The organism is Methylobacterium sp. HJ2 (assembly GCF_056431005.1).
The window spans coordinates 94,331-120,573 of sequence record NZ_JBWJYM010000001.1 but is presented as its reverse complement, the minus strand read 5'-3'; the positions used below and the strand labels follow the sequence as shown (position 1 = coordinate 120,573).

General features: G+C 62.7%; 14 protein-coding genes and 8 pseudogenes. 10 read left to right on the top strand and 12 right to left on the bottom strand.

All coding sequences use genetic code 11. From position 1 onward, the window contains the following. The first annotated feature begins 61 nt into the window (after positions 1-61). The 5 genes from ACS5RC_RS00535 (at position 62) to lpdA (ending at position 6,988) form a co-directional block, all read left to right on the top strand. Entirely contained in the window at positions 62-3,046 is a 2,985-nt protein-coding gene (locus ACS5RC_RS00535; RefSeq protein ID WP_478341872.1) for a 2-oxoglutarate dehydrogenase E1 component, read from the top strand. 7 nt (positions 3,047-3,053) lie between these two features. Next, the gene (locus ACS5RC_RS00530) at positions 3,054-3,356 is read left to right on the top strand and encodes a YciI family protein (RefSeq protein ID WP_478341871.1); all 303 of its coding nucleotides are present in this window, start codon (positions 3,054-3,056) and stop codon (positions 3,354-3,356) included. Positions 3,357-3,424: 68 nt separating this feature from the next. Then, on the top strand, positions 3,425-4,753 hold the full coding sequence (gene odhB / locus ACS5RC_RS00525; RefSeq protein ID WP_478341870.1) for a 2-oxoglutarate dehydrogenase complex dihydrolipoyllysine-residue succinyltransferase: 1,329 nt from the start codon (positions 3,425-3,427) through the stop codon (positions 4,751-4,753). A 16-nt stretch (positions 4,754-4,769) separates the two neighbouring features. Next, positions 4,770-5,516 (top strand): SDR family oxidoreductase, encoded by a 747-nt coding sequence (locus tag ACS5RC_RS00520; protein ID WP_478342633.1) that lies wholly within the window; start codon positions 4,770-4,772, stop codon positions 5,514-5,516. 65 nt (positions 5,517-5,581) lie between these two features. Continuing rightward, positions 5,582-6,988, top strand: coding sequence for a dihydrolipoyl dehydrogenase (gene lpdA / locus ACS5RC_RS00515; RefSeq protein WP_478341869.1), 1,407 nt, complete (start codon positions 5,582-5,584; stop codon positions 6,986-6,988). Between the two features lie 62 nt (positions 6,989-7,050). Here lpdA and ACS5RC_RS00510 read toward each other — a convergent pair whose 3' ends face one another. Continuing rightward, positions 7,051-7,908: a response regulator gene (locus ACS5RC_RS00510; protein ID WP_478341868.1), complete on the bottom strand. Its 858-nt coding sequence runs from the start codon at positions 7,906-7,908 to the stop codon at positions 7,051-7,053. A 147-nt stretch (positions 7,909-8,055) separates the two neighbouring features. After that, a complete protein-coding gene (locus tag ACS5RC_RS00505) occupies positions 8,056-9,168 on the bottom strand; it encodes a tyrosine recombinase XerC (protein ID WP_478341867.1) in 1,113 nt (370 codons plus the stop codon). A 133-nt stretch (positions 9,169-9,301) separates the two neighbouring features. Here ACS5RC_RS00505 and ACS5RC_RS00500 point away from each other — a divergent pair, with 133 nt between their 5' ends. Both ACS5RC_RS00500 and ACS5RC_RS00495 read left to right on the top strand, forming a co-directional pair. Continuing rightward, positions 9,302-9,484: a hypothetical protein gene (locus tag ACS5RC_RS00500; protein WP_478341866.1), complete on the top strand. Its 183-nt coding sequence runs from the start codon at positions 9,302-9,304 to the stop codon at positions 9,482-9,484. A 321-nt stretch (positions 9,485-9,805) separates the two neighbouring features. Then, positions 9,806-10,385: pseudogene (locus tag ACS5RC_RS00495) on the top strand (transposase); the annotation flags it as partial. Here ACS5RC_RS00495 and ACS5RC_RS00490 read toward each other — a convergent pair. Next, positions 10,337-11,371 (bottom strand): annotated as a pseudogene (locus ACS5RC_RS00490) (IS481 family transposase). The pseudogenes ACS5RC_RS00495 and ACS5RC_RS00490 sit on opposite strands and share 49 nt — an antisense overlap. 48 nt (positions 11,372-11,419) lie before the next feature. Between ACS5RC_RS00490 and ACS5RC_RS00485 the strand changes: the two are divergent. Further along, positions 11,420-11,786: pseudogene (locus ACS5RC_RS00485) on the top strand (integrase core domain-containing protein); the annotation flags it as partial. A gap of 395 nt (positions 11,787-12,181) precedes the next feature. Here the strand turns inward: ACS5RC_RS00485 and ACS5RC_RS00480 are convergent. From ACS5RC_RS00480 to ACS5RC_RS00455, 6 genes and pseudogenes are all read right to left on the bottom strand, one after another. After that, positions 12,182-13,125 (bottom strand): annotated as a pseudogene (locus ACS5RC_RS00480) (IS481 family transposase). Between the two features lie 597 nt (positions 13,126-13,722). Next, the gene (locus tag ACS5RC_RS00475; RefSeq protein WP_478341865.1) at positions 13,723-14,757 is read right to left on the bottom strand and encodes a glycosyltransferase; all 1,035 of its coding nucleotides are present in this window, start codon (positions 14,755-14,757) and stop codon (positions 13,723-13,725) included. A gap of 613 nt (positions 14,758-15,370) precedes the next feature. Further along, positions 15,371-16,275 (bottom strand): annotated as a pseudogene (locus ACS5RC_RS00470) (integrase core domain-containing protein). 619 nt (positions 16,276-16,894) lie between these two features. Further along, positions 16,895-19,981 (bottom strand): glycosyltransferase, encoded by a 3,087-nt coding sequence (locus tag ACS5RC_RS00465; RefSeq protein ID WP_478341864.1) that lies wholly within the window; start codon positions 19,979-19,981, stop codon positions 16,895-16,897. Positions 19,982-20,007: 26 nt separating this feature from the next. Further along, the gene (locus ACS5RC_RS00460; RefSeq protein ID WP_478341863.1) at positions 20,008-20,691 is read right to left on the bottom strand and encodes a DUF4214 domain-containing protein; all 684 of its coding nucleotides are present in this window, start codon (positions 20,689-20,691) and stop codon (positions 20,008-20,010) included. A gap of 182 nt (positions 20,692-20,873) precedes the next feature. After that, positions 20,874-20,972, bottom strand: a pseudogene (locus ACS5RC_RS00455) (IS5/IS1182 family transposase); the annotation flags it as partial. Between the two features lie 74 nt (positions 20,973-21,046). On the opposite strand from ACS5RC_RS00455, the gene ACS5RC_RS00450 reads away from it, so the two are divergent. Together ACS5RC_RS00450 and ACS5RC_RS00445 are read left to right on the top strand one after the other, a co-directional pair. Continuing rightward, positions 21,047-21,804, top strand: a protein-coding gene (locus ACS5RC_RS00450) for an IS5 family transposase (RefSeq protein WP_478341862.1) whose coding sequence is annotated in 2 segments (ribosomal slippage) — positions 21,047-21,371 and positions 21,371-21,804 — 759 coding nt in all. Because the reading frame shifts where the segments join, the coding sequence is not laid out codon by codon here. A gap of 91 nt (positions 21,805-21,895) precedes the next feature. Beyond that, a protein-coding gene (locus ACS5RC_RS00445; protein ID WP_478341861.1) for an IS5 family transposase occupies positions 21,896-22,650 on the top strand; the annotation gives its coding sequence in 2 pieces (ribosomal slippage) (positions 21,896-22,229 and positions 22,229-22,650; 756 coding nt in all). Between the two features lie 5 nt (positions 22,651-22,655). Here the strand turns inward: ACS5RC_RS00445 and ACS5RC_RS00440 are convergent. The 3 genes and pseudogenes from ACS5RC_RS00440 to ACS5RC_RS00430 form a co-directional block, all read right to left on the bottom strand. Next, positions 22,656-22,898 (bottom strand): annotated as a pseudogene (locus ACS5RC_RS00440) (transposase); the annotation flags it as partial. Between the two features lie 98 nt (positions 22,899-22,996). Then, positions 22,997-24,880 (bottom strand): class I SAM-dependent methyltransferase, encoded by a 1,884-nt coding sequence (locus ACS5RC_RS00435; protein ID WP_478341860.1) that lies wholly within the window; start codon positions 24,878-24,880, stop codon positions 22,997-22,999. A gap of 116 nt (positions 24,881-24,996) precedes the next feature. Continuing rightward, a pseudogene (locus ACS5RC_RS00430) lies at positions 24,997-26,235 on the bottom strand (IS3 family transposase). Positions 26,236-26,243 lie beyond the last annotated feature (8 nt).

The following is a 26,243-nucleotide window of genomic DNA, read 5'->3' as shown; positions in this document are numbered from 1 at the left end:
CGCTGATCGGCGATCGGCTCCGCTGGAGGGCCGCTCGCCCGAGCGACAGGATGAACGGACCATGGCACGCCAGGACCTGAACGAAGCGCTCCTCGAAACCTCGTTCCTCTACGGCGGCAACGCCGACTACATCGAGGCCCTGCAGGCGGCCTACGCCCGCAACCCGGCCTCGGTCGATCCCGAGTGGCAGAACTTCTTCAAGGCGCTCGGCGAGGACGAGACCCTGGTGGAGAAGAACGCCGCGGGCGCCTCGTGGCAGAAGCCGAACTGGCCGGTGCCGCTGAACGGCGAGATCGTCTCGGCGCTCGATGGCAACTGGCCGGCCCTAGAGAAGGGCCTCGGCGACAAGATCCTGGCCAAGGACCAGAAGCCCGGCAAGCCCGCCGACGGCGCGGCGGTGGTCGCCCGCACCGGCGTCTCGGTGGAACAGGCGACGAAGGACTCCGTCCGCGCGATCATGCTGATCCGCGCCTACCGCATGCGCGGCCACCTGCACGCCAAGCTCGATCCCCTCGGCCTCGCCCCCCGCGGCGACCATGAGGAGTTGCATCCGCAGCATTACGGCTTCCAGGAGAGCGACTGGGACCGCCCGATCTTCCTCGACAACGTCCTGGGCCTGGAATTCGGCACGATCCGGGAGATCGTCGACATCCTGGAGCGGACCTACTGCCAGACGCTCGGCGTCGAGTTCATGCACATCTCGGATCCGGCCGAGAAGGCCTGGATCCAGGAGCGCATCGAGGGCAAGGACAAGGAGATCTCGTTCACGCCGGAAGGGCGCCGCGCGATCCTGAACAAGCTGATCGAGGCCGAGGGCTTCGAGAAGTTCCTCGACCTCAAGTACACCGGCACCAAGCGCTTCGGCCTCGACGGCTCGGAATCGATGATCCCGGCGCTCGAGCAGATCATCAAGCGCGGCGGCGCGCTGGGCGTGCGCGAGATCGTGCTCGGCATGGCCCATCGCGGCCGGCTCAACGTGCTGACCAACGTGATGGCCAAGCCCTTCCGGGCGGTGTTCAACGAGTTCAAGGGCGGCTCGGCCTCGCCCGCCGAGGTCGAGGGCTCGGGCGACGTGAAGTACCACCTGGGCGCCTCCTCGGACCGCGCCTTCGACGGCAACAACGTCCACCTCTCGCTCACCGCCAACCCCTCCCACCTCGAGATCGTCGATCCGGTGGTGCTGGGCAAGGTGCGGGCCAAGCAGGACCAGTGGGCCAAGCCCAACGTCGAGCGCAAGAGCGTGCTGCCGCTGCTGATCCACGGCGACGCGGCCTTCGCCGGCCAGGGCGTGGTGGCCGAGTGCCTCGGCCTCTCGGGCCTGAAGGGTCACCGGACCGGCGGCTCGGTCCACTTCATCATCAACAACCAGATCGGCTTCACCACCGATCCGCGCTTCTCGCGCTCCTCGCCCTACCCGTCCGACGTCGCCAAGATGGTCGAGGCGCCGATCTTCCACTGCAACGGCGACGACCCGGAGGCGGTGACCTTCGCGGCCAAGATCGCCACCGAGTACCGGCAGAAGTTCGGCAAGCCCGTCGTGGTCGACATGCTGTGCTACCGCCGCTTCGGCCACAACGAGGGCGACGAGCCGGCCTTCACCCAGCCGAAGATGTACCAGCGCATCCGCAAGCACCCGACGGCGCTGGAGAGCTACGGCCGCAAGCTCGTCGAGAACGGCACCCTGACCCAGGAGGCCCTCGACGCCCGCAAGGCCGAGTTCCGGGCGATGCTCGACAACGAGCTCGACCTCGGGAGCAATTACAAGGCCAACAAGGCCGACTGGCTCGACGGGCGCTGGTCCGGCTTCAAGGCGGTGCACGAGGACGTGGACGATCCCCGCCGCGGCCGCACCGGCGTGCCGGCCGAGACCCTGCGCGAGATCGCCCAGAAGATCACCCAGGTGCCCCCGGGCTTCCACCTGCACCGCACGATCCAGCGCTTCCTCGACAACCGCGCCAAGGCGGTCGAGACCGGCATCGGCATCGACTGGGCGACCGCGGAGGCCCTGGCCTTCGGCTCGATCCTGCTCGACGGCAACCGCGTCCGGCTCTCGGGCCAGGACGTGGAGCGCGGCACCTTCTCGCAGCGCCACGCCGTGGTGATCGACCAGGAGAACGAGCAGCGCTTCACGCCGCTGAACGCGATCCGCGAGGGGCAGGCGCCGCTCGAGGTCATCAACTCGATGCTCTCCGAGGAGGCGGTGCTCGGCTTCGAGTACGGCTACTCGCTGGCCGAGCCGAACGCCCTGGTGCTGTGGGAGGCGCAGTTCGGCGACTTTGCCAACGGCGCGCAGGTGGTGATCGACCAGTTCATCGCGAGCGGTGAGCGCAAGTGGCTGCGCATGTCCGGCCTCGTGATGCTGCTGCCGCACGGCTACGAGGGCCAGGGCCCGGAGCACTCCTCCGCCCGCCTCGAGCGCTACCTGCAGAGCTGCGCCGAGGACAACATGCAGGTCGCCAACTGCACGACGCCGGCGAACTACTTCCACATCCTGCGGCGCCAGCTGAAGCGCGACTTCCGCAAGCCCCTCGTGCTGATGACCCCGAAATCGCTGCTGCGCCACAAGCGGGCGGTCTCGAACCTGGACATGCTGGCGGAGGGCTCGACCTTCCACCGCATCCTCTGGGACGATGCCGAGCGCGAGGACGGCGGCATCAAGCTGGTGCGCGACGACAAGGTCCGCCGCGTCGTGCTCTGCTCGGGCAAGGTCTATTACGACCTCCTGGAGGAGCGCGAGAAGCGGGGCGTCAGCGACGTCTACCTGCTGCGCGTCGAGCAGCTCTATCCGTTCCCCCTCAAGGCGCTCGCCACCGAGATGGCGCGCTTCCGCAACGCGGAGGTGATCTGGTGCCAGGAGGAGCCCAAGAACATGGGCGCGTGGTCCTTCGTCGAGCCCTACCTCGAATGGGTGCTGGGCCAGGCGAACGCGGCGGTGAAGCGGCCCCGCTACGTCGGGCGCCCGGCCTCGGCCTCCACCGCGGTCGGCCTGATGTCGAAGCATCAGGCGCAGCTCCAGGCCTTCCTCAACGAAGCGCTCGCGGTCTGACGCGGCGATGGCCTACTTCCTCCTCCGCCTGACCCCGCCGCGTCCGACCTTCCCGGCCGACGCGTCGGAGGCCGAGCGGGCGCTGTTCTCCGAGCACGCGGCCTATTGGCTGGCGCGGGCGGAGGCGGGGAAGGCCATCGCCGTCGGCCCGGTCTTCGAGCCGGACTCCACCTGGGGCCTCGCCCTGGTCGAGGCGGAGGACGCGGCGGTGGCCGAGGCTCTCGGCGCGGCCGATCCCGTCATCCGGGCGCAGGCCGGTTTCGCCTACGCCCTGTCGCCCGTTCCGTCCCTGATCCTGCGAGAGCGCTAGCGGCGCGAGCCGCCCGTGGGACCGCCACACGCACTACCAGAGGAGGCCCCGCGCGGGGCAGAGAGAGCATGGCAACCGACATCCTCGTCCCGACCCTCGGCGAATCCGTGAGCGAGGCCACGATCGGCCGCTGGTTCAAGAAGCCCGGCGACACGGTCGCCGCCGACGAGCCCCTGGTGGAGCTCGAGACCGACAAGGTGACGCTGGAGGTCAATGCCCCGGCGGCGGGCCAGCTCGGCGAGATCCTTGTGAAGGACGGCGAGACGGTGGAGCCCGGCGCCCTGCTCGGCTCGATCGTCGAGGCGGGCGCGGGCGGGGCCAAGGCTGAGTCGAAGGCCGAGACGAAGCCGGCCGCGCCCAAGCAGGCCGAGACCAAGTCGGAGAGCAGGAGCGCCGAGGCGCCGGCCCGGGAATCCTCGGCCGGCTACGGCAACCACGGCGAGGGCGCGCCGCAGGGGAACCGCCCGGCCGGCGACAACGGCCCGGCGGTGGCCAAGCTCGCCCGCGAATCCGGCGTCGATCCCTCGGGCGTGAACGGCAGCGGCAAGGACGGGCGCGTCACCAAGGGCGACATGCTGGGCGCCATCGCCAAGGGACCGGAGACGAAGGGCCCGGAGACGAAGGCACCCGCCCCCGCCGCCCCCGCCCGCGAGGCGCGCCCGACGCTGCCCCGCGCTCCGTCGGCGCCCGACGACGCCTCGCGCGAGGAGCGCGTGCGCATGACGAAGCTGCGCCAGACCATCGCGCGCCGCCTCAAGGACGCGCAGGACACCGCCGCGATGCTGACGACGTTCAACGACGTCGACATGTCGGCCGTGATGGCGATGCGCGCCCAGTACAAGGATATCTTCGAGAAGAAGCACGGCACGAAGCTCGGCTTCATGGGCTTCTTCACCAAGGCGGTGATCGGCGCCCTCAAGGACGTGCCGGCGGTCAACGCCGAGATCGACGGGCAGGACCTCGTCTACAAGAACTACTACCACATCGGCATCGCCGTCGGCACCGACAAGGGCCTCGTCGTCCCGGTGGTGCGCAACGCCGACGACCTCTCGATCGCCGGCATCGAGAAGACGATCAGCGGCTTCGGCAAGAAGGCCCGCGACGGCAAGCTCTCCATCGAGGAGATGCAGGGCGGCACCTTCACCATCACCAACGGCGGCATCTACGGCTCGCTGATGTCGACGCCGATCCTCAACGCGCCGCAATCGGGCATCCTCGGCATGCACCGCATCGAGGAGCGGCCGGTCGTGCGCGGCGGCAAGATCGAGGCGCGGCCGATGATGTACCTCGCGCTCTCCTACGATCACCGCATCGTCGACGGGAAGGAGGCGGTGACCTTCCTGGTGCGCGTGAAGGAGGCCCTGGAGGACCCGGCCCGGATCGTGCTGGATCTCTGAGGTCCCCATGCCGGAGATCGCCGACAGGGTCGCGGTCGTCACGGGCGGCGGCCGCGGCATCGGCCGCGCCGTTGCGATCCGCGCGGCGCGGGCGGGCTATCGCGTCTGCCTGAGCTACGTCTCGGACGCGGACGCCGCCCGGCGGGTCGTCGCCACGATCGAGGCCGCGGGCGGGCGGGCCGTCGCGGTGCAGGGCGATGTCGGCGTCGAGGCCGACGTGCTCGCCCTCTTCGCCGCAGCCGACCGGCTCGGCACCGTCGCGGCCCTCGTCAACAACGCGGGTGTGGTCGACGTCGCCGCGCGCGTCGAGGCGATGGGGGCGGAGCGCCTGCACCGGATGATGACCACGAACGTCGTCGGCAGCCTGCTCTGCGCCCGCGAGGCGGTGCGGCGGATGTCGACGCGGCACGGCGGACGCGGCGGGGCGATCGTCAACCTGTCCTCGGTGGCGGCCAAGCTCGGGGGCGCGGGGCAGTACGTCGACTACGCCGCCTCGAAGGGGGCGATCGACAGCTTCACCATCGGCCTCGCCCGCGAGGTCGCCGAGGAGGGCATCCGCGTCAACGCGGTGGCGCCCGGCATCATCGACACCGAGATCCACGCCAGCGGCGGCGCGCCGGACCGCGCGCGGGCGCTGGCGCACCTGATCCCCATGAAGCGGGCCGGCACCGCCGAGGAGATCGCCGGGCCCATCGTCTGGCTGCTCTCCGAGGAGGCGGCCTACATGACCGGGGCCATCGTCGACGTCACGGGCGGCCGCTGAGCACCGGGATCCGGCGCACGGATCCCGCCGGCCCCCGATCTCTGAACCTGAGGAACGGACGGACTATGAGCAGCTACGATCTCGTCGTCATCGGCACCGGCCCCGGCGGCTATGTCTGCGCCATCCGGGCGGCCCAGCTCGGCCTGCGCACCGCCGTGGTGGAGAAGCGGGCGACGCACGGGGGCACCTGCCTCAACGTCGGCTGCATCCCGTCGAAGGCCCTGCTGCACGCCTCGGAGGCCTTCGAGGAGGCCAACACGCATTTCGCCGATCTCGGCATCGAGGTCGGCGGGGTGAAGCTCGACCTGAAGAAGATGATGGGCTTCAAGGCCGAGGGTGTCGCGGGCAACACCAAGGGCGTCGAGTTCCTGCTCAAGAAGAACAAGGTCGAGACCTTCCACGGCACGGGCCGCATCGCCGGCGCGGGCCGCGTCGAGGTCATCGCCGAAGATGGCGGCAACCGGTTGCTGGAGACCAAGAACATCGTCATCGCCACGGGCTCGGACGTCACCCGGCTGCCCGGCGTCGCGATCGACGAGAAGACCGTGGTCTCCTCGACCGGCGCGCTCGAGCTCGAGCGGGTGCCGGGCAAGCTTCTCGTCATCGGCGCGGGGGTGATCGGCCTCGAGCTCGGCTCCGTCTGGCGGCGGCTCGGCGCCGAGGTGACCGTGGTGGAATATCTCGACCGGATCCTGCCCGGCATGGACGGCGAGACGGCCAAGCAGTTCCAGCGCATCCTGACCAAGCAGGGCATCGCCTTCCGGCTCTCGACCAAGGTCACGGGCGTCGCGACGGGCAAGAAGGGCGGCGCCTCCGTCACCGTCGAGCCGGCCGCGGGCGGCGCCGCCGAGACCCTCTCGGCCGACGTGGTGCTCGTGGCCATCGGCCGGGTGCCCTACACCGAGGGGCTGGGGCTGGAGACGGTCGGCGTCCAGGTCGACAACAAGGGCCGGATCCAGACGGACAGCCACTTCGCCACCAACGTCACCGGCATCTACGCCATCGGCGACGTGATCGCCGGGCCGATGCTCGCCCACAAGGCCGAGGACGAAGGCGTGGCGGTGGCCGAGATCCTGGCTGGGCAGTCCGGTCACGTGAATTACGGGGTGATCCCGAACGTCGTCTACACCTTCCCGGAGGTCGCCTCGGTCGGCAAGACCGAGGAGGAGCTGAAGAAGGACGGGGTCGCCTACAACGCCGGCAAGTTCCCCTTCACGGCCAACGGCCGCGCCAAGGCCAACGGCACCACGGACGGCTTCGTGAAGGTGCTGGCCGACGCGCAGAGCGACCGGGTGCTCGGCGTGCACATCGTGGGCGCGGATGCCGGCAACCTGATCGCCGAGGCCGCGGTGGCGATGGAGTTCGGCGCCAGCGCCGAGGACATCGCCCGCACCTGCCACGCGCACCCGACCCTGACCGAGGCCGTCAAGGAAGCCGCCCTCGCGGTGGGCAAGCGCGCCATCCACGTCTGAACCGTCCCCGCCGGAGGGGTGCGGGGCATCCGTCCGGCAGGATTTCGGCCAGCGCCCGCAACTCAGGCCGTGCGACGGGCGGGCGCGAGGTCCGCGATGCGCAGGAGTGCGGTGGGCGCGGGCGGGGCGGTCACGGCGTTCAGCAGGTAGGGCCGGCGCAGCGACAGGGCGTGGTGGAGCGCGAGGTCGATGTCGCGGGCGTAGAACGGCATCCTGAGGATCGAGTCGACGCCGAAATAGCGCGCGGCCTGGGCAAGCGGCTCCGGGTCGCCCGGGGTCATCAGGGTGATGCGCGTCGCGAGGCCGAGGGGCTGGGCCTGACAGGCGAGTTCGAGCCCGTCGAGGCCGCCGAGCTTGGCGTCGATGAAGGCGAGCCCGTACTCTTCCATCTTGAGCAGCTTCAGGGCGTGACGGCCGCAATCGGTCTCGTCCACCGCGAGGTTGAAGCCGCTGCGGGCCAGGACCCGCCCGATCGTGGCGCGGCCGGTCTCGGAGGACGAGGCGAGAAGCACGCGCGTCGGCTGGCGCCGCCGGGCGTCGGCGTGCAGCAGGCTCTCGATATGGACGGGATCGAGAGGCGTCTTCAGCACCTCGTAGGCGCCGAGATTCTGCGCGAGCTCCTGCCATTGCGGCACCACGCGGGTCGCCACCACCACGAGGCTCGCGAAGGCGCCGCCCTGCTTGCGCGCGACCGCCACGGCCTCGGGCCCGCTGAGGCCGACGAGTTGCAGGCCCACGAAGCCGAGCGTCGGCCGCTTGGCGAGGATGAGGTCGATGAGATCGGTCCCGGATTCGATCTCGCGGATCCGCGCCGCGGGATCGAAGCGGCGCACGATGCCGGCGAGCGTGGTGCGCCGACCGGCATCGCTGTCGGCGATGACGACGCTCGCTTCGCGCGCGACGACGAGGCTCTCCGGCATGCTTCGCGTCCGATCCTCACGGGAGGCCGCACGGACCGGCGCCTGCCGCTCCGTGGCCTTGCGCGACGAGTGATAACCCTCTCGCGCGTCGATCCAGTTCTTGGTCCTATTTTCTGGTCCTCAAAGGTGAGCATCACATTAACGGAACTAGATGCCCATTTGCTGATTCGGCGCAGCGTCGTCACTTGAGGTATAGGTTGCGCGGTCGCGAGCCGAGGCCGGTGCAGCCGCCTGGGCAGAGGGGCCTGGCCCCGGCGCGGCTCCCCGCCGCAGGCCCGGCGCGGCGGCGCGGCCGGCGCGGGGATGGGCCGCCTCGAAGGCGCTCATCAGGCGGGCGGCATCGACCTTGGTGTAGAGCTGCGTCGTCGAGAGCGAGGCATGGCCCAGGAGTTCCTGGATCGCCCGCAACTCGCCCTGGCGCGCGAGCAGATGGGTGGCGAAGGAGTGGCGCAGGGCGTGCGGCGTCGCGCTCTCGGGCAGGCCGAGGCCGAAGCGGGCGCGGGCGACGGCGTACTGGATGATCCGGGGGGAGAGAGGGCCGCCCTTGGCGCCCAGGAAGAGCGGGCCCTCCGGCGGCAGCGGGTGGGGGCAGGCCGCGAGGTAGGCGGCGACCGCCTCGGCCACCACCGGCAGGATCGGCACCATCCGCACCTTGCCACCCTTGCCGGCGACCGTGAGGGCATCGGTGCCGGGCAGCGGGGCGTCCCGCCGGAGGATGCCGAGCGCCTCCGAGATGCGCAGCCCCGACCCGTAGAGAAGCGCGAGCACCGCGGCGTCGCGCGCGAGGATCCAGGGCTCGCGGTCCTCGTCGGCCCGCAGGGCCGGATCGACCAGCGCCCGGGCCGCCGCGACGGGGAGCGGTCGGGGCAGCCGACGCTCCACCTTGGGCGCGCGCACGGCCGCGAGCGCCGCGACCGTGCCGTGGCCGTCGCGCTCCAGGTGCCGGGCGAAGGAGCGCAGGCCCGCGAGCGCGCGCATCAGCGAGCGGCCGGAGACCGACTCAGCCCGGCGCGCGGCCAGGAAGGCCCGGATGTCGCGGGGCTTGAGGGCGATCAGGCGCGCGATGGTCGGAGCGGCACCCCGCCCCTCCAGATGCGTCAGGAACTGACGCAGGTCGCGCGCGTAGGCCTCGACGGTGTTCCCCGCCATCCGGCGCTCTTGCGCGAGGGCGATGGTCCAGCTCCGCACCGCGTCCCGGAGCGCCGCGTCCCCGGGCAGGAGCGGCAAGACGGCCTCGGCCGGCGGATGGTTGGCGCGCATCGGGACCTCACTCGCCCTCCATCAAGCGAGCGGCGGCTGAAGGCCGGGTTAACCCGCCGCGCAGGGCACGCAACTGCCGGGCTGACACCGCGTTGGAAGCCCATCGATCGGATGATTTCACGCGAGGCGGCGGATGAGCATTTTCCAGATCAGGCAGACGAAGACCGGCGCGGTGCTCTGGACGGGCTCGGCGGACGACGAGCGCACCGCCCTCGACGCGATGGCGCGCGCGGCCGGCTACCGCGACTTCTCCGCCCTGCCGGACGCGTTCCGCGCCGACGGGATCGAGGCATCCAAGCTTGATCTGATCTCTTGACCGGCTCGCCGACGCGATTTTGACCGAGCCTGAGACCGTTTGTACTCAACGTGGATCGAGTATCCACTGGCCTCAGCCCAGGAGAGCGCGGCGATCGGCAGAAGCTAGGCATGGTGCAAGCAGAAGCGGACGAACGGCGGTGCGAACGCGAGGATGATCCCCCCACGTAGGATGGGGATGTCTTGTTAGGAAGTAGCGCCAGCCTACCCGTCACGCTCGCTTCCTCACCTCGGCCCTCTTAGAGCGTTTTAGGTTTGAGCTGGATTGGGTGGGCGGGGTTCACGTGCTGCTTCAGTGCGCGCTCCAGACGAGGAGGGAAGTATGGGCCGCCCCTACAGCCAGGACCTGCGCGAACGCGTGGTCGACGCAGCCGAGGCGACCTCGCGTCGACAGGCGGCTGTGCGCTTCGGGGTAGGTGTGGCCACGGCGATCCGCTGGATGGCCGCGCTCACGACGATCGGGACGGTGGCGGCTCGCCCTTAGGGGCGGGCACGCCGCTCCAAATTCGATCCCCATGAGGCCTTTCTGCGCGCGCTGATCGACGCGAAGGCCGACATCACCCTGGCGGAGATGCGCGCCCGCCTGCGGGACGAGCGCGTTCTCACGGTCGGGCTGGGCTCGCTGCGGAGCTTCCTCGACGCGCGCGGCCTGACCTACAAAAAAGACAGCCCACGCCGCGGAGCAGGACCGCCCGAAAGTGAAGGCGGCGCGCGAGGCTTGGTTCGAGGGCCAGCCCGACCTCGATCCTGCTCGCCTCGTGTTCTTTGACGAGACTTGGACCGCGACCAATATCGCCCGCACCCGCGGGCGGTCCCCACGCGGCGAGGGGCTACGCTCGCCTGTCCCGCACGGTCATTGGAAGACCACGACCTTCATGGTGGGCCTGCGCCTGTCCGGGATTGTGTTTGGTCCCGGCATTTGGTGGAGCGGGTTTGACCTGAAACGGCAGGGCTCAGCGGACCATGCCTTGCAAATGGCTTCGTAGGGCGTGAGGCCGCGCAGGATCTTCAGACGGCGTGCGAAGTTGTAGGCGCTGACGAATCGGCCAAATGCGCACGGAGTTGCCCGTGGCTGTCGTAATGGTAGCGCTTGACCGTCGCGTCCTTGATCGTGCGGTTCATCCGCTCGACCTGACCGTTCGTCCAGGGGTGGCGCGGTTTGGTCAGCCGATGATCGATATCGTTGCGGGCGCAGGCAAGTTCAAAGCTGTGGGCTCGGAAGGTCTCCCCGGCTGCAATCGCCTCCTTGATGATGGAAGCGGCCGAGGCGAAGGCCAGGCGTGGTGAAGTGGGTGCCGTTGTCGGTGAGCACCGTGTGCACCTTGTAAGGCACGGCCTCAATGAGATGGCGAAGGAGATCGCCTGCGACCCGCCGCGTGGCCTTCTCATGCAGCTCCACGAAGGCGAATTTGGTCGTGCGGTCGATGGCAACGAGCAGGTAGAGTCGCCCTTCGGCTGTGTGAACCTCGGCCAGATCGATGTGGAAGTAGCCGAGCGGGTAGGTCTTGAAGCGTGACCGCTTGGGCTTGTCACGGTCGACCTCCGGCAGTCTGCTGATGCCGTGGCGCTGCAGGCACCGATGTAGCGACGAACGGGTCAGGTGCGGGATCGTCGCCTGGAGCGCGTAGAGGCAGTCGTCCAAAGGCAGGAGCGTATGACGGCGGAAGGCGACGACGACTGCCTCGTCCTCCTGTGACCACACCGTCGAACGGGGATCCTTCGGACCGATGCGCTGGTCGGCGACCGAGATCCGCTTCTTCCACTTGGCGACCGTCTTCGGGTTGATCCCGTAGCGCTTCGAGAGCGCTCTCAGGCTCGCTTGACTATGCTGGATCGCTCGACGGACTGCCTCCGTCGTGGTGGCGCTGCCGTGAAGAACTTGGCCCATAGCGCGTCTCTCCACTCCAACGTGAAGAGTGCACCATCAAACCCTGGGATCAAACATCTAGCGGAGGCGATGTGCTCACACGGCATCCCGGAGCACATCCGCTGCGACAATGGCTTGGAAATGGTCTTGAAGGCGTCGCGCAAATGGGTCGCCGAGACTGGCTCGCAGATCCAGTACATCGCGCCAGGATCGCCATGGGAGAACGGGGTACTGTGAGAGCTTCAATGGCAAGCTCCAGGATGAATGCCTGCGCCAAGAGATCTTCAACTCACTGAAAGAGGCGCAGATCGTGATTGGCTTTTGGCAAAGCACCTACAACCGCGTCCGGTCGCATTCGTCCCTCGCGTACCGGCCGCCCGCGCCCGTCAGCTTCCCGGTTCTGGCCTTCCGCCTACCAATGGCTGCCACCATGCAGTGGCCTCTCATTTGGCCAGGTCCAAAATACCGGTCAGGTCACGACCGAGCCGCAGGCCCGCAACGGCCCATCGGTAGCAGGTGCAAGATCGGCCTTGCTGAGGTGGGGTCTCGTCGCCCAGATCTCGACAGACCGGCATGGATGATCGCCGAACCGCGGGTGCCCTGCTGCCTCAGCGTCAGCGCTGCCCAGTCAGAGGAACTCATGGCTTCATCTCGCGTAGGAAGGCATCGAGTGCAGGGCCTAAAAATCGCTGCAGCACGTCCAGTTCCGCTCTGCCGACCGGAACGGGGTACGGCAGATCGTCGATCACGTTGATGCGCGGCAGAGGCAATGTCGGCGACCGTTTGCGAACAAGCGGATGCGATGCTTTCGATGCGTCGGTGTCGACGCGTCTAGGTGTTGATCCTCAACAGGTTGTCCTCGGTCAGGCCGAGGCGGCTGACGGGTGTCGTGCCGTTGATGCCGCCGTGCGGGCGCTGCCAGTTGTAACGGAAGAGGAAGGCGGGCAGGTCCGCGCGGCGCTGTTCGGAGGTGTCGTAGGCGCGCGCGTAGGCCCATTCGCGCAAGGACGTCTGGACGAAGCGCTCGGCCTGGCCGTTGGTCTTGGGTGTGTAGGGCCGGGTGCGTGCGTGGCGGATGGTCAGGCGCCGCAACGCTTTGGCATCGCGTCTGGATCTGAAGGCCGGCCCGTTGTCGGTCATCACACGCTCGACCGCGATGCCGTGGCGGCGGAAGAAGCGGAGCGCGCTGAAGAGGAAGGCGAGGCAGGAGGCTCGGGTCTCGTCGGGCAGAATCTCCGAGTAGGCCAGGCGCGAGTGGTCGTCGACGGCCAGGTGCAGGTACTCCCAACCGATGCCGCGGCCTGAACTCTGCCGGGTGCGGTCGCCGGTGATGCGGTGGCCCACCCGCTCGAAGCGGCCGAGTTTCTTGATGTCGATGTGGATCAGTTCGCCCGGCTTGTCGCGCTCATAGCGGCGCACGGGTTCGGGCGGTTCGAGGTCGCGCATGCGGCTCAGGCCGCACCGGCGCAGCACCCGACTGATGGTGGCCGGCGAGACGGCGAGATCACGGGCGATCTGTGCGCCGGTCAGGCGCTGCCGACGCAAGGCCACGATAGTCGCCTGCGTCGCGACCGGGGTCGGGCGGTGCAGCGTGTGCGGCCGCGAGGAGCGATCCTGCAGCCCGGCGGCGCCTTCCGCGGCGAACCGGGCGACCCACTTGCGCACCGTCTTGGGGCACACGCCCATCGTCGCGGCCACCGCCCTCGGGTTGAGGCCGCTCCGGGCCAGCCGCTCTCGACCCGAGGGGTCAAGCGCGCATTCTGGTGGATGTTCATCCGGTCTCTCCGGGATCGTTGAAGCTTCGCAACTCCAGCGTCCTCGGTTCAGACCGGAGGGACAACCTCCTGAAAGCTCACATCTAGGCACGCGCGGCTTCTGCGCCCGCACCGGAGCGCTGGACCGGGTCACACCATCGGTTCTACTGGCGCCGGCTACCGCGCCCGTCGTCCATGACGGCTTGGGTGAGTGCGTCGCACTCGCCGCCGATGAAGCCAGAGCGTCGTCCGCCACGCATCTCGTGCAGCCCCACGCCGACCGGCGGTCTACGCATCCGGGGCTGGCCGCCGGCCAGCTCGAGAAGGTTTACCTCACCTTCCCCGGCGCGACAGGTCGAGGCGCATGGGCGCAAGATACGCCCGGCAAATCGACCTGCAGCCCCAGCATCGACGTAACGCCAAGCTCATGCAAGACCGATAGTGATGGGCCGGACGATCCAAGGGGCAGGCCGTGCCGGTTCGGTACGACGCACCGCCCAAAGCGTGGCGCTCCAGAAATTCACGCTACGGCATGGGTGCAGCAATTCGCGGGCGCTCATGCGGCCGCATCTTTCGTCACCTCGGAAGCTGAGACGCCAGTGCGCTCTTCGAATTTGTTTATCCAATTCCGATTCGTGTGAACAGTTTTTTCCATTCATCCGCAACGACTTCAACAGCGAACAACTCAGAAGCTCTTTTCCGCCCCTTCTCGCCGATTTCTCGAGCATAAGAACCATTATTTACAAGTTCACATAAAATCGTATTAGCCTCTTTGACGCTACTTACGACAAATCCATTGTCTCCCCATTGGATTAACTCAGGTATTTCAGCAAAACGACAAAGTTCGAGATCAAAGACACTCCGACAATTCAAAGCAACGACAGGGATGCCGCTCAGCCAAGCTTCTATAAAATTTAAGGTATACGGCGTGAAGGAATTATGACAATAAAAATAGGCCCTAAATCGTTTCATTAAATCTATCTGTTCATCCAACGTAATCATTCCGATACTACCTTGAATATTTTCGTTTCCGGCACCAGATATAGATACACTCAAACCTTGCGTTGCTTCACGAAAGAAATCATACTCTGCTGGAAACCGCTTTTCAAAATCGTTTGACGAAGTCAAAACTGCATTTTCGACTGCATGACATGGTCCATACTCCTCGATGAACTTTGGAAAGCGAATCACGAAATCGTGTCCAGTGTAATTGCTCATTCTAACTTCTGCAGGACTATATCGCACTACAAAGCAATCGGCTTTGGTTGCATAATGCGGAGCAATTGCTTTCGCCCGCTGTTCAACGTGAGCACCTACAGTCCTAAATACAACAGGAACGCCACAGTCTGCAAAAAGCGCTTTAACAACATCTGGATCATCCATCACAATAATTAAGTCAAATAGCCGTATAAAATCGCGCGGAATTACCTGTTTTGCCGGCGTTTCATAATAAACATATACGCCGCCCATCTTTGAAAATTCATCACGAGCCTGTCTCACCCAATCTCCAAGCTCAAGTTGGGGCCGAAAATGGTGCTGGATTGGATCATTGAAATATACGCCCAAAGGAAATACCTCGTGACCGAGCCATTTAAGCATTCTTATTTCATCGTACTCAAGAATTTGATGGACGGAATAGTACAGAATCTTCATTTGGTTCTCCTCCGTGTAGGTGTATCGATCAGGTCGTTAAGATTGTCGCCGCTTTTATTCTTTTGGCTTGCCGTTTGCATAAAATTCGATGGTGTTGAGCATCCAATTTAAAATCTGGCTTATTCCAACTCTGAGTTCTGAAAATTCAGCGAGGAAATTTCATGCAGTATTTGGGAGCTGTGCAGTGTGCTTTTCGGCAAAACAACTGTTTATACTCCTCGTCACATTTCATTCGAATGTTTTTTATAAAATCATGAATTTGTTACAAAACGCAAAATTAATGGCTCGCGGCTGCGCGGGATGGAACACCGCAACATCCGAACCTAACGGTATTCGTCCTAGCTCCTATAATCACCATCCGAAGTCATCTCTCCTCTGGAATGCGGCTTATCAAACTGCAAGTGAAATCCGCCTGAGAAATGAAAAGCAAATAATCTTACCATTAAGCTTGCTGTCATGAAACCAATCCCTCCGACATTTGTGCACTTTGCAAACTATGGCAACTTAAGGTAGCGGCGGACATGCCCGCTCCCATTTGGCACGGTCCTGCAGTCTGCCTCAAACACAAATTGCCTGACCTAACCGGTATTTTGGACCAAGCCGAGTTGAGAGGCTACTGCATGATGGCGACCATGGGTAGCCGGAAGGCCAGATCTGGGTAGGTGACGGGCGGAGGTGACCGGTAGCCCAAAGGCGAGTGCGGTTGGACGCGGTTGTAGGTGTTCTGCCAAAAAAGCCGGTCACGATCTACGCTCGCTTCAGTAAGTGAAAAAATTTCCTGCTTCACGCTCTGATCGCGAGATTTACCGTTAAAATTTTCGAAATAAACTTTATTCTACGGATATCCTGACACAATATATTGAATTTTTGGGCCGGTCTTGGCGACACACTTGCGCAGTACCTTCGTGATCATCTCCGGGCTGTTGTCACAATGGATGTGCTCCGAGATACCGTGCAGGCACATTGCGTCTGCCAGCGCTTCGATCACACATACGCTGTTGATGCGCCGGGCCGCCTTCAGCGCAAAGCACAATCAGCAGCGCGGTGACGCGGCGGTGGCCGTAGCGTCAGGACTCGGACGCCAGGGCGCTGATAGCCTTGGCCAGATCATCCTCATCAGTCGGCACGGGCGGAACGTAGCGCGCCCCGATGCTGGCCGACGATCCGGCAGGTATGACGTTCCGAGAGGCCGTACTTCTCCCGAATGCCATCGACCGCCTGCCGGCGTCGCTCGGGGGCTATAAGTTTCCCGAGGCGACGTCCGCAGCACCTACTTCTCCAGGGACAGGTCGGCCACGAGCGGCCGCAGCTGCGCGTCTCGCGCTCAAATTCCTTCATCTTCCAACCCTGATCGATCTGGAGGCCGCCGTACTTCTTGCGCCAGCGGTATCAGCTCTGCTCAGGGATCTCCGCCTCCTTGCACGCCAGCGCTAAGCTCTTGCCTTGTGCCGTCTGCACCTCGATCTGGCGTAGCTTCAGCAACACCTGCTCCGCACTCGTCTTCTGACCTCGCCGCATCTCCGAATCCTCCAGCCCTGACTGATCCTCTCAATCAGCCCGGTCCAAAGCCAGCCGGTCAGGCCCCCCGGCCGCGGTCGAGGCGATCGATGCAAGTGATAGATTATTGCTGCCGAGCATATGCAAGGACGGTGGCCAGAGTCTCGGACTACGGCACCTGTGGGGCTTAACCGGTGATTGCCCGAGCCCGGCCTACATCCCCGGCCGCCAGCGGGATCTCCGCCGTCCGTAGGCAGTCCGGATTGTTTGTTGTCCGCCATCCGAGCTCATGAGGCAGATTCAGGGCCTTCACGACCGGAGGATGTCCGGTATGTCGTAGCCCCAAGAGCGAAGAGAAAACAGACGTCCGGGCCAGCACAGAATCCGGCCGAAGCCGTGATCAAAGACATCCTTCGCACCACGCGCCGATGATTCTAGGTTCAGTGGACGACAACATATGCACCCTTTCAGACGAGCCTCGGCGGGCTCACCCCAAACGCCTCTGCAACTCGGTCCAAACAGACCAGAACCTGAACAGACTCTGGTTATGAACGAGGCAAACACGGAGCAAGGTCACATCCCGACCGCTTCTCCCTGTGATGATAGCTGTTGGTCTATTTGATTTGTGATATTGATTCGTTTACTGATGTTCGAGAATCCAGTCCGGAATCGAGTCTCCGAACCCGAGATCATGGAACCCTTCAATTACTGTTGATATGAAAAATGGATTGTTGACAAACTGGCATTCCCTGAGAAATAGCTCGCGATATTTCTCAGGGTGCTTCATGTAAAGTTTCGCGTCGTTCTTAAAAAACTTCGTTCTCGCGGCGAGCGACTCCCTTTCAATGCTCCGCGGCTGAGCGGGATGGAAGACACGGACATCAGCCGCGTAGGGGACGTTACCAAGCTTTTGAAGCCTCCAGCCAAAGTCAGTGTCTTCCCGGAAGTGCGGCTTATCGAACTGCAGGTCGAAGCCCCCAATGTACTGGAAGCAATCCGATCGCACCATGAGGTTAGCGGTCATGAACCCGATCCCCTCGAACCCGACGTTGACAACGGGACGCCAGTCCGGATCATCGAGATGATCAGAATAGATGAGCCCCTCGACACCGACTACGTCTTCGTCCGCAAACCACAGGCGTGCGTTGATCAGCCACTCGGCGTCCGGCACACAGTCATCGTCAACCAACGCGATGACCCTGCCCTGGGCCAGCATGGCACCGGTATTTCTCGCCCGCACCGCGCCTTTCACCGGGCTGTGATAGTAGGTGAAGGGAAAGCCGAATTTCATATCGGCCTTAGCCCATCTTTCGGCGGACTGGTCCACCACAATGACCTCAAAGTCGCGCTCGATCTGTCCCTGCAGCGCCGTCATCAATTCGGTGAGGCGGTCATGGCGCTGGTAACTGGGTACGACGACCGAGAAGAACGGCTTGGGTTGACCCGCCGAGCGATGGCGCATCGCACAAAACGCTCCAAGAGCATGTGAAATCCGCTCCCAGGCAAAGCCTTCCTCGACAAAGGCGCGAGCAGCACGCGACATTGCAGCAGCATTGCGATGTTGCTTCAACTCGCCTACGGCCCGCTTCATGCCGTCCGGCGTCGCTTCGACCGTGATCATGAAGTCGGCGCCCGCTGCATTAATGCCCCGTGCGCCGGTTTCGGTCGTGATGATTGGAAGACCGGCCGCCATGAAGTCGAACATCTTGATGTTCGTGCCTGAGCCCGAGGTCATCGGATTGATGGCAAAGTCGCTGGCGGCGAACCAGTCTACCTTTTCATCGTCCGAGATGTCTCCGGTGAGGCAAAGATTGGTGGTCCTCGGGGAAACGGCCTGACCCACGCCTCCCGCAATGACGTAAGTTGTCATCGGGTCGAGGGGCGCCAGGATATCGGCGATAAACAGGGCGGCGGCGACGTTGGGACCATAGGGACTGCCGATAAAAATGCCGATGAAGGCATCGGGCGGCAATCCAAGCCGCTCGCGGACTTCCTTCTTTCGCTGCGATGTAGCTGGAGTGGTCGCGAAAGCCATCACGCCGTTCGGGACGATTCGCATCCGCTCCGGCGAGATGCCGTACAGCGATTGGAAGCGGACTAGGTCCTCGTGCGAGCAGGCCAAAATCCAATCTGCGCGCTGTGCCAAGGCCAGCTCATCCGAGATAACGTTTCGCAGAGCCGCCAATTGTAGCGAATTACTGCGGTCGACCAGCTGCGCTCGCAGATAGCCTTCGACATTTTGCGAATCGTATATGACCGTTTGATTGTCGCGGATGTGAGACGCGACCAGCGGGTACACCCAGGGATGCGAGAACACTACGACCCTCGCTTCGCGTATTCGGCGGACGACCTCCCTTATATACTCCGGCGAGAGGTGCGCCTGCTGACTGAACATCAGATCGATGACATTAAGCCCGCCGGCGTTCTCTTTGTAGATGCGTGCCACATCATGGTGAGCATCACTGAGCGGAATGTCGATTTCGCGCAGCGAGGGACTGAGGGCGTGATCGCGAAACAGCTCGCCAGGCCAGTCATAGGTGCCGACGTAGGTGCACGCGATGCCGTGCCCCATTCCGTGGTAGAGTCCTAGAAGGCGAAGTCGCCCTCCCCCGATTGCCGGATGGATCGGCTGCATGTCGGTGACCGTGATCGGGATCGACCCAGCAGGCTGTTCGCCGTCGTCGAAAACTGCGGCATCGGCAATCACAAGCGCAGTGTCGCGCCAGCTCATATTCTCAATGACCGCTCGACCCGCCTTGCCCATCTTTTGCGCCCCGGCGCGATCCAGCCAGAGCTGCTCCAGAGCGCCGCGAACGCCATCGACGGTTGGCGGCACCACCAATCCGTTTTCGCCGTGGACGACGAAGCGGGCAGGTTCGCCTGAATCTTCGCAAGTGACCACAGCCTTGCCACTCGCGAACGCTTCGAGCGTCACATATCCGTAGTCTTCGCGCTTCGCGACGAACGGAACCGCGAGACAGCGCGCGTAATGATCGATGAGCTCGGAATCGCTGATACTCCCCATCAGTTCGATGCGCTCGTCTTGGCCGATCAGGGTCCTCAATTTCTCTTTTTGCTCACCGACACCAGCTATCTTCAGGCGCATATCGTGCCGCGACGATTTCACCGCCGCGACGAGCAGGTCGAGCCTCTTCCAGGGATGCAGGCGACCCGGGATGAAGAAGAACTCTTCAGACGGGCCTTCATGAAAACTGTCGATTGCCATCGGCGGGTGTAGCACAGTCGCTGACAGTCCGCGCCATCGGTAGAGCCGGTCGGCAACCTCATGCCCGATCGCGAAGATGGCTTTCGGATTCCGGAGTGCAGCCAGATCCTTCTTGTGGACCTTCGCCCGATTGGCGCGATCATGGACCGACGCGGGCACAAACTGCTCCTCAAACATGTCGTCGAAGACGCGAACTGTGTGAACGAGATAGAGCACGTGCCGCGGATGACGCACCGCGTAGGAGGGAACTTTCGTCGAAATGACGAAATCGTAGACGCTCAAGTCCTTGGCTGCAGCTTTGTCGTAGTTGGCCAGGATCGTCTCGACATCGGGTTCGCTAGCTTCCGTCGAGATCAGATCGACGATACAGCCAATCTGTCGGAAAGCATCAGCAAGTCCCGTATAGAAACGCTCTGCACCTCCGGTTTCTCCTGTACCCGGGCCGGAGATAACCACGCCAACCCTACGCCCCTTGTGTCGGAGCACATCCGATCGCTGCATCTGTCTATTCACGGAGAACGCCTTGTTTAAGCTAGCTCGAACTCAATGCGACGCAAGACCTCTTCCACCGAAGCCGTTCCTGTCCGGTCCTGCAGGTCGCGCACCGTTATCGGCCTCGTCTCTCGTTGCGCAGGACCAGAGCTTGTCGACACGGGCGTGCTATCATTCCATCCCTCATTATGACCCAAGCCGAGCAGTTCGGCGATCCGATCGACGCGGCCCTTCATGTTATTGGCACGCGCATCAAGATTGATCGAAAGTTCGAGCAAGTGTCCGATCCGAGCGTCGATCCAGTTCAGCGCTCCCTTCAATTCGCCCGATGCGATCGCCGAATTCGACCGCGCTATCTCGACGATAACGTTTTGCTCGACCCGTCGCATGGCGACCTTCGCGGACGAATCTCGCTCCGCATTGATAAAAGGAACGAAACAGATGCCTATCAGAGGGAGATTAACGAGCTGATGCCGCCTGATCGCCTGATCCACCCCAGTCACGGCTGGCTCGAGAACACGGCCTTCCGGTGATCGGCGCAACCGCTTGATGATGTTCAGCTTGTGCGTGCCGGATTGAAGCGTAGAGAGGTAGTAAGCCTCGCCATCCGGATCTGGCGCACGTCCAAGCAGCGCCCAATAGGCTGCGTGAATGAAGGTCCGACCATTGACAGTAAGCAGCTCTGCGACCGAGTTGATCGATCCATTAGAACTTAGCATTCGATCACCCTCTTTTATCAGTAGCCCTTATAGGCGATCAGGCCGGTGGTCAAGATGCGATTCTCCTGCAATTCCTTTACGGTTATCGTCGGACATATCGAAATACTCCTTCCATGCGGAGTGGCATCCTGATTCCCTACTGCAATCAGCGGTGGGGGCTCGGATGGGTCAACCAAAGGGTGTTATGCACTTGTCATGAGCTTTTCGGCTTGTTTGAGCATGAAGCAGACGAAGGCAACCATGTGTAGGGCGGCCAAGGTGGTGGCGTAGCGCTCGTAATCCTAGGTCGCGAACCCATAACGGCTGGCACGATTGAGCCGCGCCATCGTTAGCCCTCTGAGCAGGAGGGGCCTGGATGGCGCCGTTTGACCTGACGGATGCGGAGTGGGCGGTGATCGAGCCTCTGTTGCCGACGGACGTGCGCGGCAAGGAGCGGGTAGATGACCGGCGGGTGCTCAACGGCATCTTCTGGCGGCTGCGCACGGGCGCACCCTGGGCCGACATCCCGGCGCGCTACGGCCCGCATACGACCTGCGGCAACCGCTTCCGGCGCTGGCGCAAGCGCGGCATCTGGGATCGGCTTCTGGATGCGGTGTCAAAGGCTTACGACGGCGACCTGCAGATGATCGACGCCACCAGCGTGCGGGTGCACCAGCATGCCGCCTGCGCCCAAAAAAAGACGGCCGATCCGGTAGCATGGGTCGCTCGCGCGGCGGCCTGACGAGCAAGATCCACGCGCTGGTGGATGCCGAGGGCCGTCCTGTGGCCCTCAAGATCACGGAAGGCCAAGCGCATGACGGGCGCGCGGCGGCCGACATGCTGGGCGGGTTGGGTCCAGGTCAGATCCTGCTGGGTGACCGGGCCTACGATAGTGACGCGCTACGCACCCGGATGGCCGAGCAGGGTGCGTGGGCGAACGTGAGGCCGATGCCCAACCGCAAGCAGGTGCTGGCCTTCAGCCCGTTCCTGTACAAGTACCGCAACTTGGTCGAGCGCTTCTTCAGCAAGATCAAGCACTTCCGAGCCGTCGCCACCCGCTACGACAAGGCCCCCGACAACCTCCTGGCCAGCGTCAAACTCGCAGCCCTGCGTGTCTGGCTGCGAGCTTTATGAGTCCGCGACCTAGGTAGGGAACTCATACAACCATTTGCCATCGCTCGCGTTTTCTTTCGAAGTTTGGGGTTTCCAATGCAGGAGGATCGCGATGGCACAGTTGTTCTGGCTCTCGGATGAAGCCTGGGCGCAGATCGAGCCGCACCTGCCGCATGGCCAACCGGGCAAACCTCGGGTCGACGACAGGCGGGTGATCAGCGGCATCCTGCACGTCCTGAAGGTCGGCTGCCGCTGGCTGGATACGCCCTCCGCCTACGGCCCACACACGACGATCTACAATCGCTACAACAGGTGGTCGCAGCGCGGGATCTGGCAGCAGCTGTTTGCCAGGATCGCTGCCGCAGGTCCTGTCCCTGACGAACTGATGCTCGAGGCCACGCACGTGAAGGCCCACCGCTCGGCATCGGGCGGAAAAGGGGGGTCTGAAGCCAGGCCATCGGGCGCTCGCGCGGCGGCTTCACGAGCAAAATCCATTGCTTGGCCGATGGTCGTGGCCGACCGGTTGCGTTCGCCCTGATGCCCGGCAACGTGGCCGACATCACCATTAGGCTGCCTCTGGTGCGGGCCATGGTGCCTCCTAAGCGCCTGATGGCCGACAAGGCCTACGATGCGCAGAGCCTGAGGGACTGGCTGAAAAGCCACCGGGTGATCGCCACCATCCCGTCCACGGGCACCCGGACGGTGCCCTACAAGCACAGCCGGATCGCCTACCGGCGGCGCAATCGGATCGAGCGCCTGTTTGGTCATCTCAAGAACTGGCGCCGCGTGGCGACCCGCTACGACCGCTTGGCCTGCAACTATCTGGCCGCCGTCGCCCTCGTTTCCTGTGTCATCGCAGGGACCTGAATGAGGCTCCTACCGAGTGCTATCAGCATGGCTTTCCAGAAGCCCCGCCGCGACCAGCGGTTGTAGACCGTGGTGCGCGGGCCATAGGCGGCCGGGCAATCGCGCCAGCTGCAGCCTGATATGAGAACGTGCAGGACTCCGGAGATGATCGGCCGGTCGTCCTTCCGCTCCGGTCCGAGCTGGTCCCTGGGCATGAACGGCTCGATCACCACGCACTGTTTATCCGATAGCCAGAACAGGTCCACCACCGTAGCATACAAACCGCAAATGGCCACCTGGAATCACAAAACGACAAGCACCGCAACACCTTGGTCCAGTTTATATCCTAGAGCGAAATAAAAAAAGATCAATTCGCACGCTTCGAGGCGAAGAAGCTGGGGAAAATATCGTCCGCGTTGCTCGTGAAAATTCCCGGAACGAAATTGATTTCTTCAAATTTCAGCTGACTCAATGTATCGATTAGTAAATCATAGTTTATTGGCCAGTTAAATCTACAGAAATCATGCCCAGCAACCACTGCACCATCCTTCAGCTTTGGCATCCAGGCTTTAAGGATATGAGCCGCCACACCCGTATGAGCATAAGCATCAATATAAATGAAATCTAGGTGTCCATCCGGGATGAGGTCTAGCGCCTCGTCGAAAGATCTCCGGAGCACGATCGAGCGCTCCCCATGCTTTGAGAGACGCTCTTGGGCGATGAGGAACTCAGCCTCGTCGTGGTGATCGCCCCATATATCTACGGAGTAAAGAGTTTTGAAATTTTCCGACATGAGAAGTGAATCTGAGAAGACTGCATGTGCAACGCCCAGTTCAGCTCCGACAGATCCGTTCGGGATAGCGTATCCGATAGCATGACGGCCAAATGTATCAAATAAATCGGTCTTAGAATAATTTGTAAATTTTGCAATGTAGTTCCTGATCTTATAATGTATGCATTCTACAGAGTCTTGAGAGCGCACTATCTCTTGATCCGTGCTCGTCTGTTGTGCGTCGAACAGCTTCAGCAATCCAAACTTGCTCTTTACTTTCTCTTGAATCACCGTTCGTAAATCCGAAGGCGACATGAAGACTTCGTTCATAACGCAGTAAACCTCGTGCAGGTACTGAGCGACATTGTCTCGTAACTTTAGCTCACCACCGTGATTAGCTGACAACTTGTCCAACGTCTTGACGTATGAATTGCCCATCGCTCTGACACGTTTTCCGAGTAGAAATGCCGACATCGCAACGTTCGATGAGACAGTTATGACTTCGTCGACGAAAGGAAGGAATAATTCTGAAGTGTTTACGGCGAGGGCGCGCGGCAAGCGAACGAGCGCGGGGTTCGAGAGCCAGATCTCCGCAAATAGATCGTCGGATATGTGGCTACGCGGATCTGGATGAAAGGTTACGATGAGCTTGTCTGCAGATGTTTCTCTAAGCGCACGTAAGACGATATGAGCTGGACTCTGAGTATGAGTTAGAGGACCTTCCCAAGTCAACCAATCTTCCGGCTGTAGTGCCAGCATGGCAACTCTTCCATTTTGCGCCAGACTCTTGATAAAATCTTTGCACAAATCGTATTGATTGTGATTCGATACTGTCGCGTGGTACTTTTCTAGAAAATATGTGAGATGATCGGTATCATTATTCCCTGTGACGCTCCCCTTCAGCGCGTTACGAAGATGCCTGGCTGAGCCAAATGGTCCATCGGAGATATGTCCATCGAGGGACAGGAAACGATTCGATGGATACGGAATCCTCGGTAGAGGACCAAACTCGCTACTTAACAGGGGTATCGAGGCTTTGTCGCAGAGTTGGCGAACATAGCGGTTCTGCGCTGTCGTCACGACGATGTCAGGACGAAATTCGTGAAAAGCCTGAGCGATTCGTTTGAACAGCGAGCGATTTCGGATTTGTTTGCTGAATATTGTGCCAATACCTGAGTTCGGCCGATGAAACACATCAGCAGCGTAGACATCTGACCTAAATTCACAATCCGCCAGTGCGTGCGTACTGTTAATCGTGAAAATCGATACTTTATCAAAATCAGTCCCTGCTTTACGAAAAATCGACAGCACCTCTAAAGATAGTATGATGTTAGAAACGATACAAATCTGCCCAGAGCGATGCTGGTCGTAAAGAGCTTTAATTATCGGCAGAACGAGCAACTCTATATGCCATTTGAGAAATACAGATGAGCCCCGGAACCAGAGCGGCTCCAAATAAATTAGTGTTCGCATCGTCATCTCTATGGATCGGCTCAGTATCTATACAGCGGCCCACTGAGCGGACATGGCCACGGGATCTCCATACTCATTCAGTCGCACCCCCTTTATCTCATAGCCTCTCTCCCTTTTTTGGACTACTGCCCGGTAAACAGCCCCGATTTCAAGAGTCGCGCCTCGGCCCCGGCCGGAGGCAGGTTGCCGATCGGTTCGAGCAGGCGGCAATTGTTGAATCAATTGACCCATTCGAGGGTGGCGAACTCGACGGCCGCGAAGGATCGCCCGGCCCACGGCGATGGATCACTTTGGCTTTGAACAAGCCGATGATCGTCTCGGCCAGGGCATTTCGTTCCTGTCGCCGACGCTTCCGACCGAGGGCTCGATGCCCGCCTGCGCCAGCCGTTCCGTGTAGCGCAGGGCGAGGTATTGGGAGCCCCTGTTACTAGGGTGTACGAGCCCACGACCCGGAGGGGCCGGCGCTTGTGCAGGGTCTGATTCAAGGCATCGAGCACGAAGGCAGCATTAGCTGTCCTCGACGCCGGCCGGCCGACGATGCGCCAGGCATCGGCGTCGATCACGAACGCCACGTCGACAAAGGCAGCCCAAGGCACGACATAGGTGAAGTCGCTGACCCACGAGGCGTTCGGACGCGGCGCCTTGAACTGATGGTTCACCCGGTCAAGCGGACAGGCCGAGGCTGGAGCGGGAACGGTGGTACGGACCTTCCTGCCGCACACGATGCCCTGCAGCCCCATGACCCGCATCAGCCGGTCGACCGCAGCGGGCCACCACGATCCCATCTGGCCGAGCTGCTGCCAGACCTTGCCCACTCCATAGACATGGAAGTTCGCCTCGAACACCCGCCGGATCTCGATCATGAGCGCCGCATCGCGCTTGGCCCGAACCGGCAGCCGCTCTGGATCGGCCCACTGTGCGGCATGGACGTGGTAGGTCGACGGGGCTATCGGAAGCACGCTGCAGATCGGCCCCGTCCTGAGCCTGTCGAAGGACGATTGTGTAGGTCTCGCGGTGATCGTCGAGCAACCGCGATCATGACCTGAACCGGCGGTCGAGCTTTGCCATCGCGAAATACGCGGACACCTTCCTGACATCTCGTTGGCCTGCCGGAGCTCGCGGTTTTCCCAATCTAGCACCTTGATCCGCTCGCGCACGTCCGTCGTTGGTCCTACTTGTTGGCCCTGATCCCGCTTGGCTTGGCTTACCCAGTTCCACAGCGTCTCGCCCGAACAGCCGAACTTGGCTGCGATCGTACGGATTGCTGCGTACTGCGAGCCGTGTTCGCCCTGATGGTCGAACACGATCCGGACCGCACGCTCGCGGACTTCAGGAGAAAAGGGTGTTCTGCGCTTCGTCATGGCTCCAG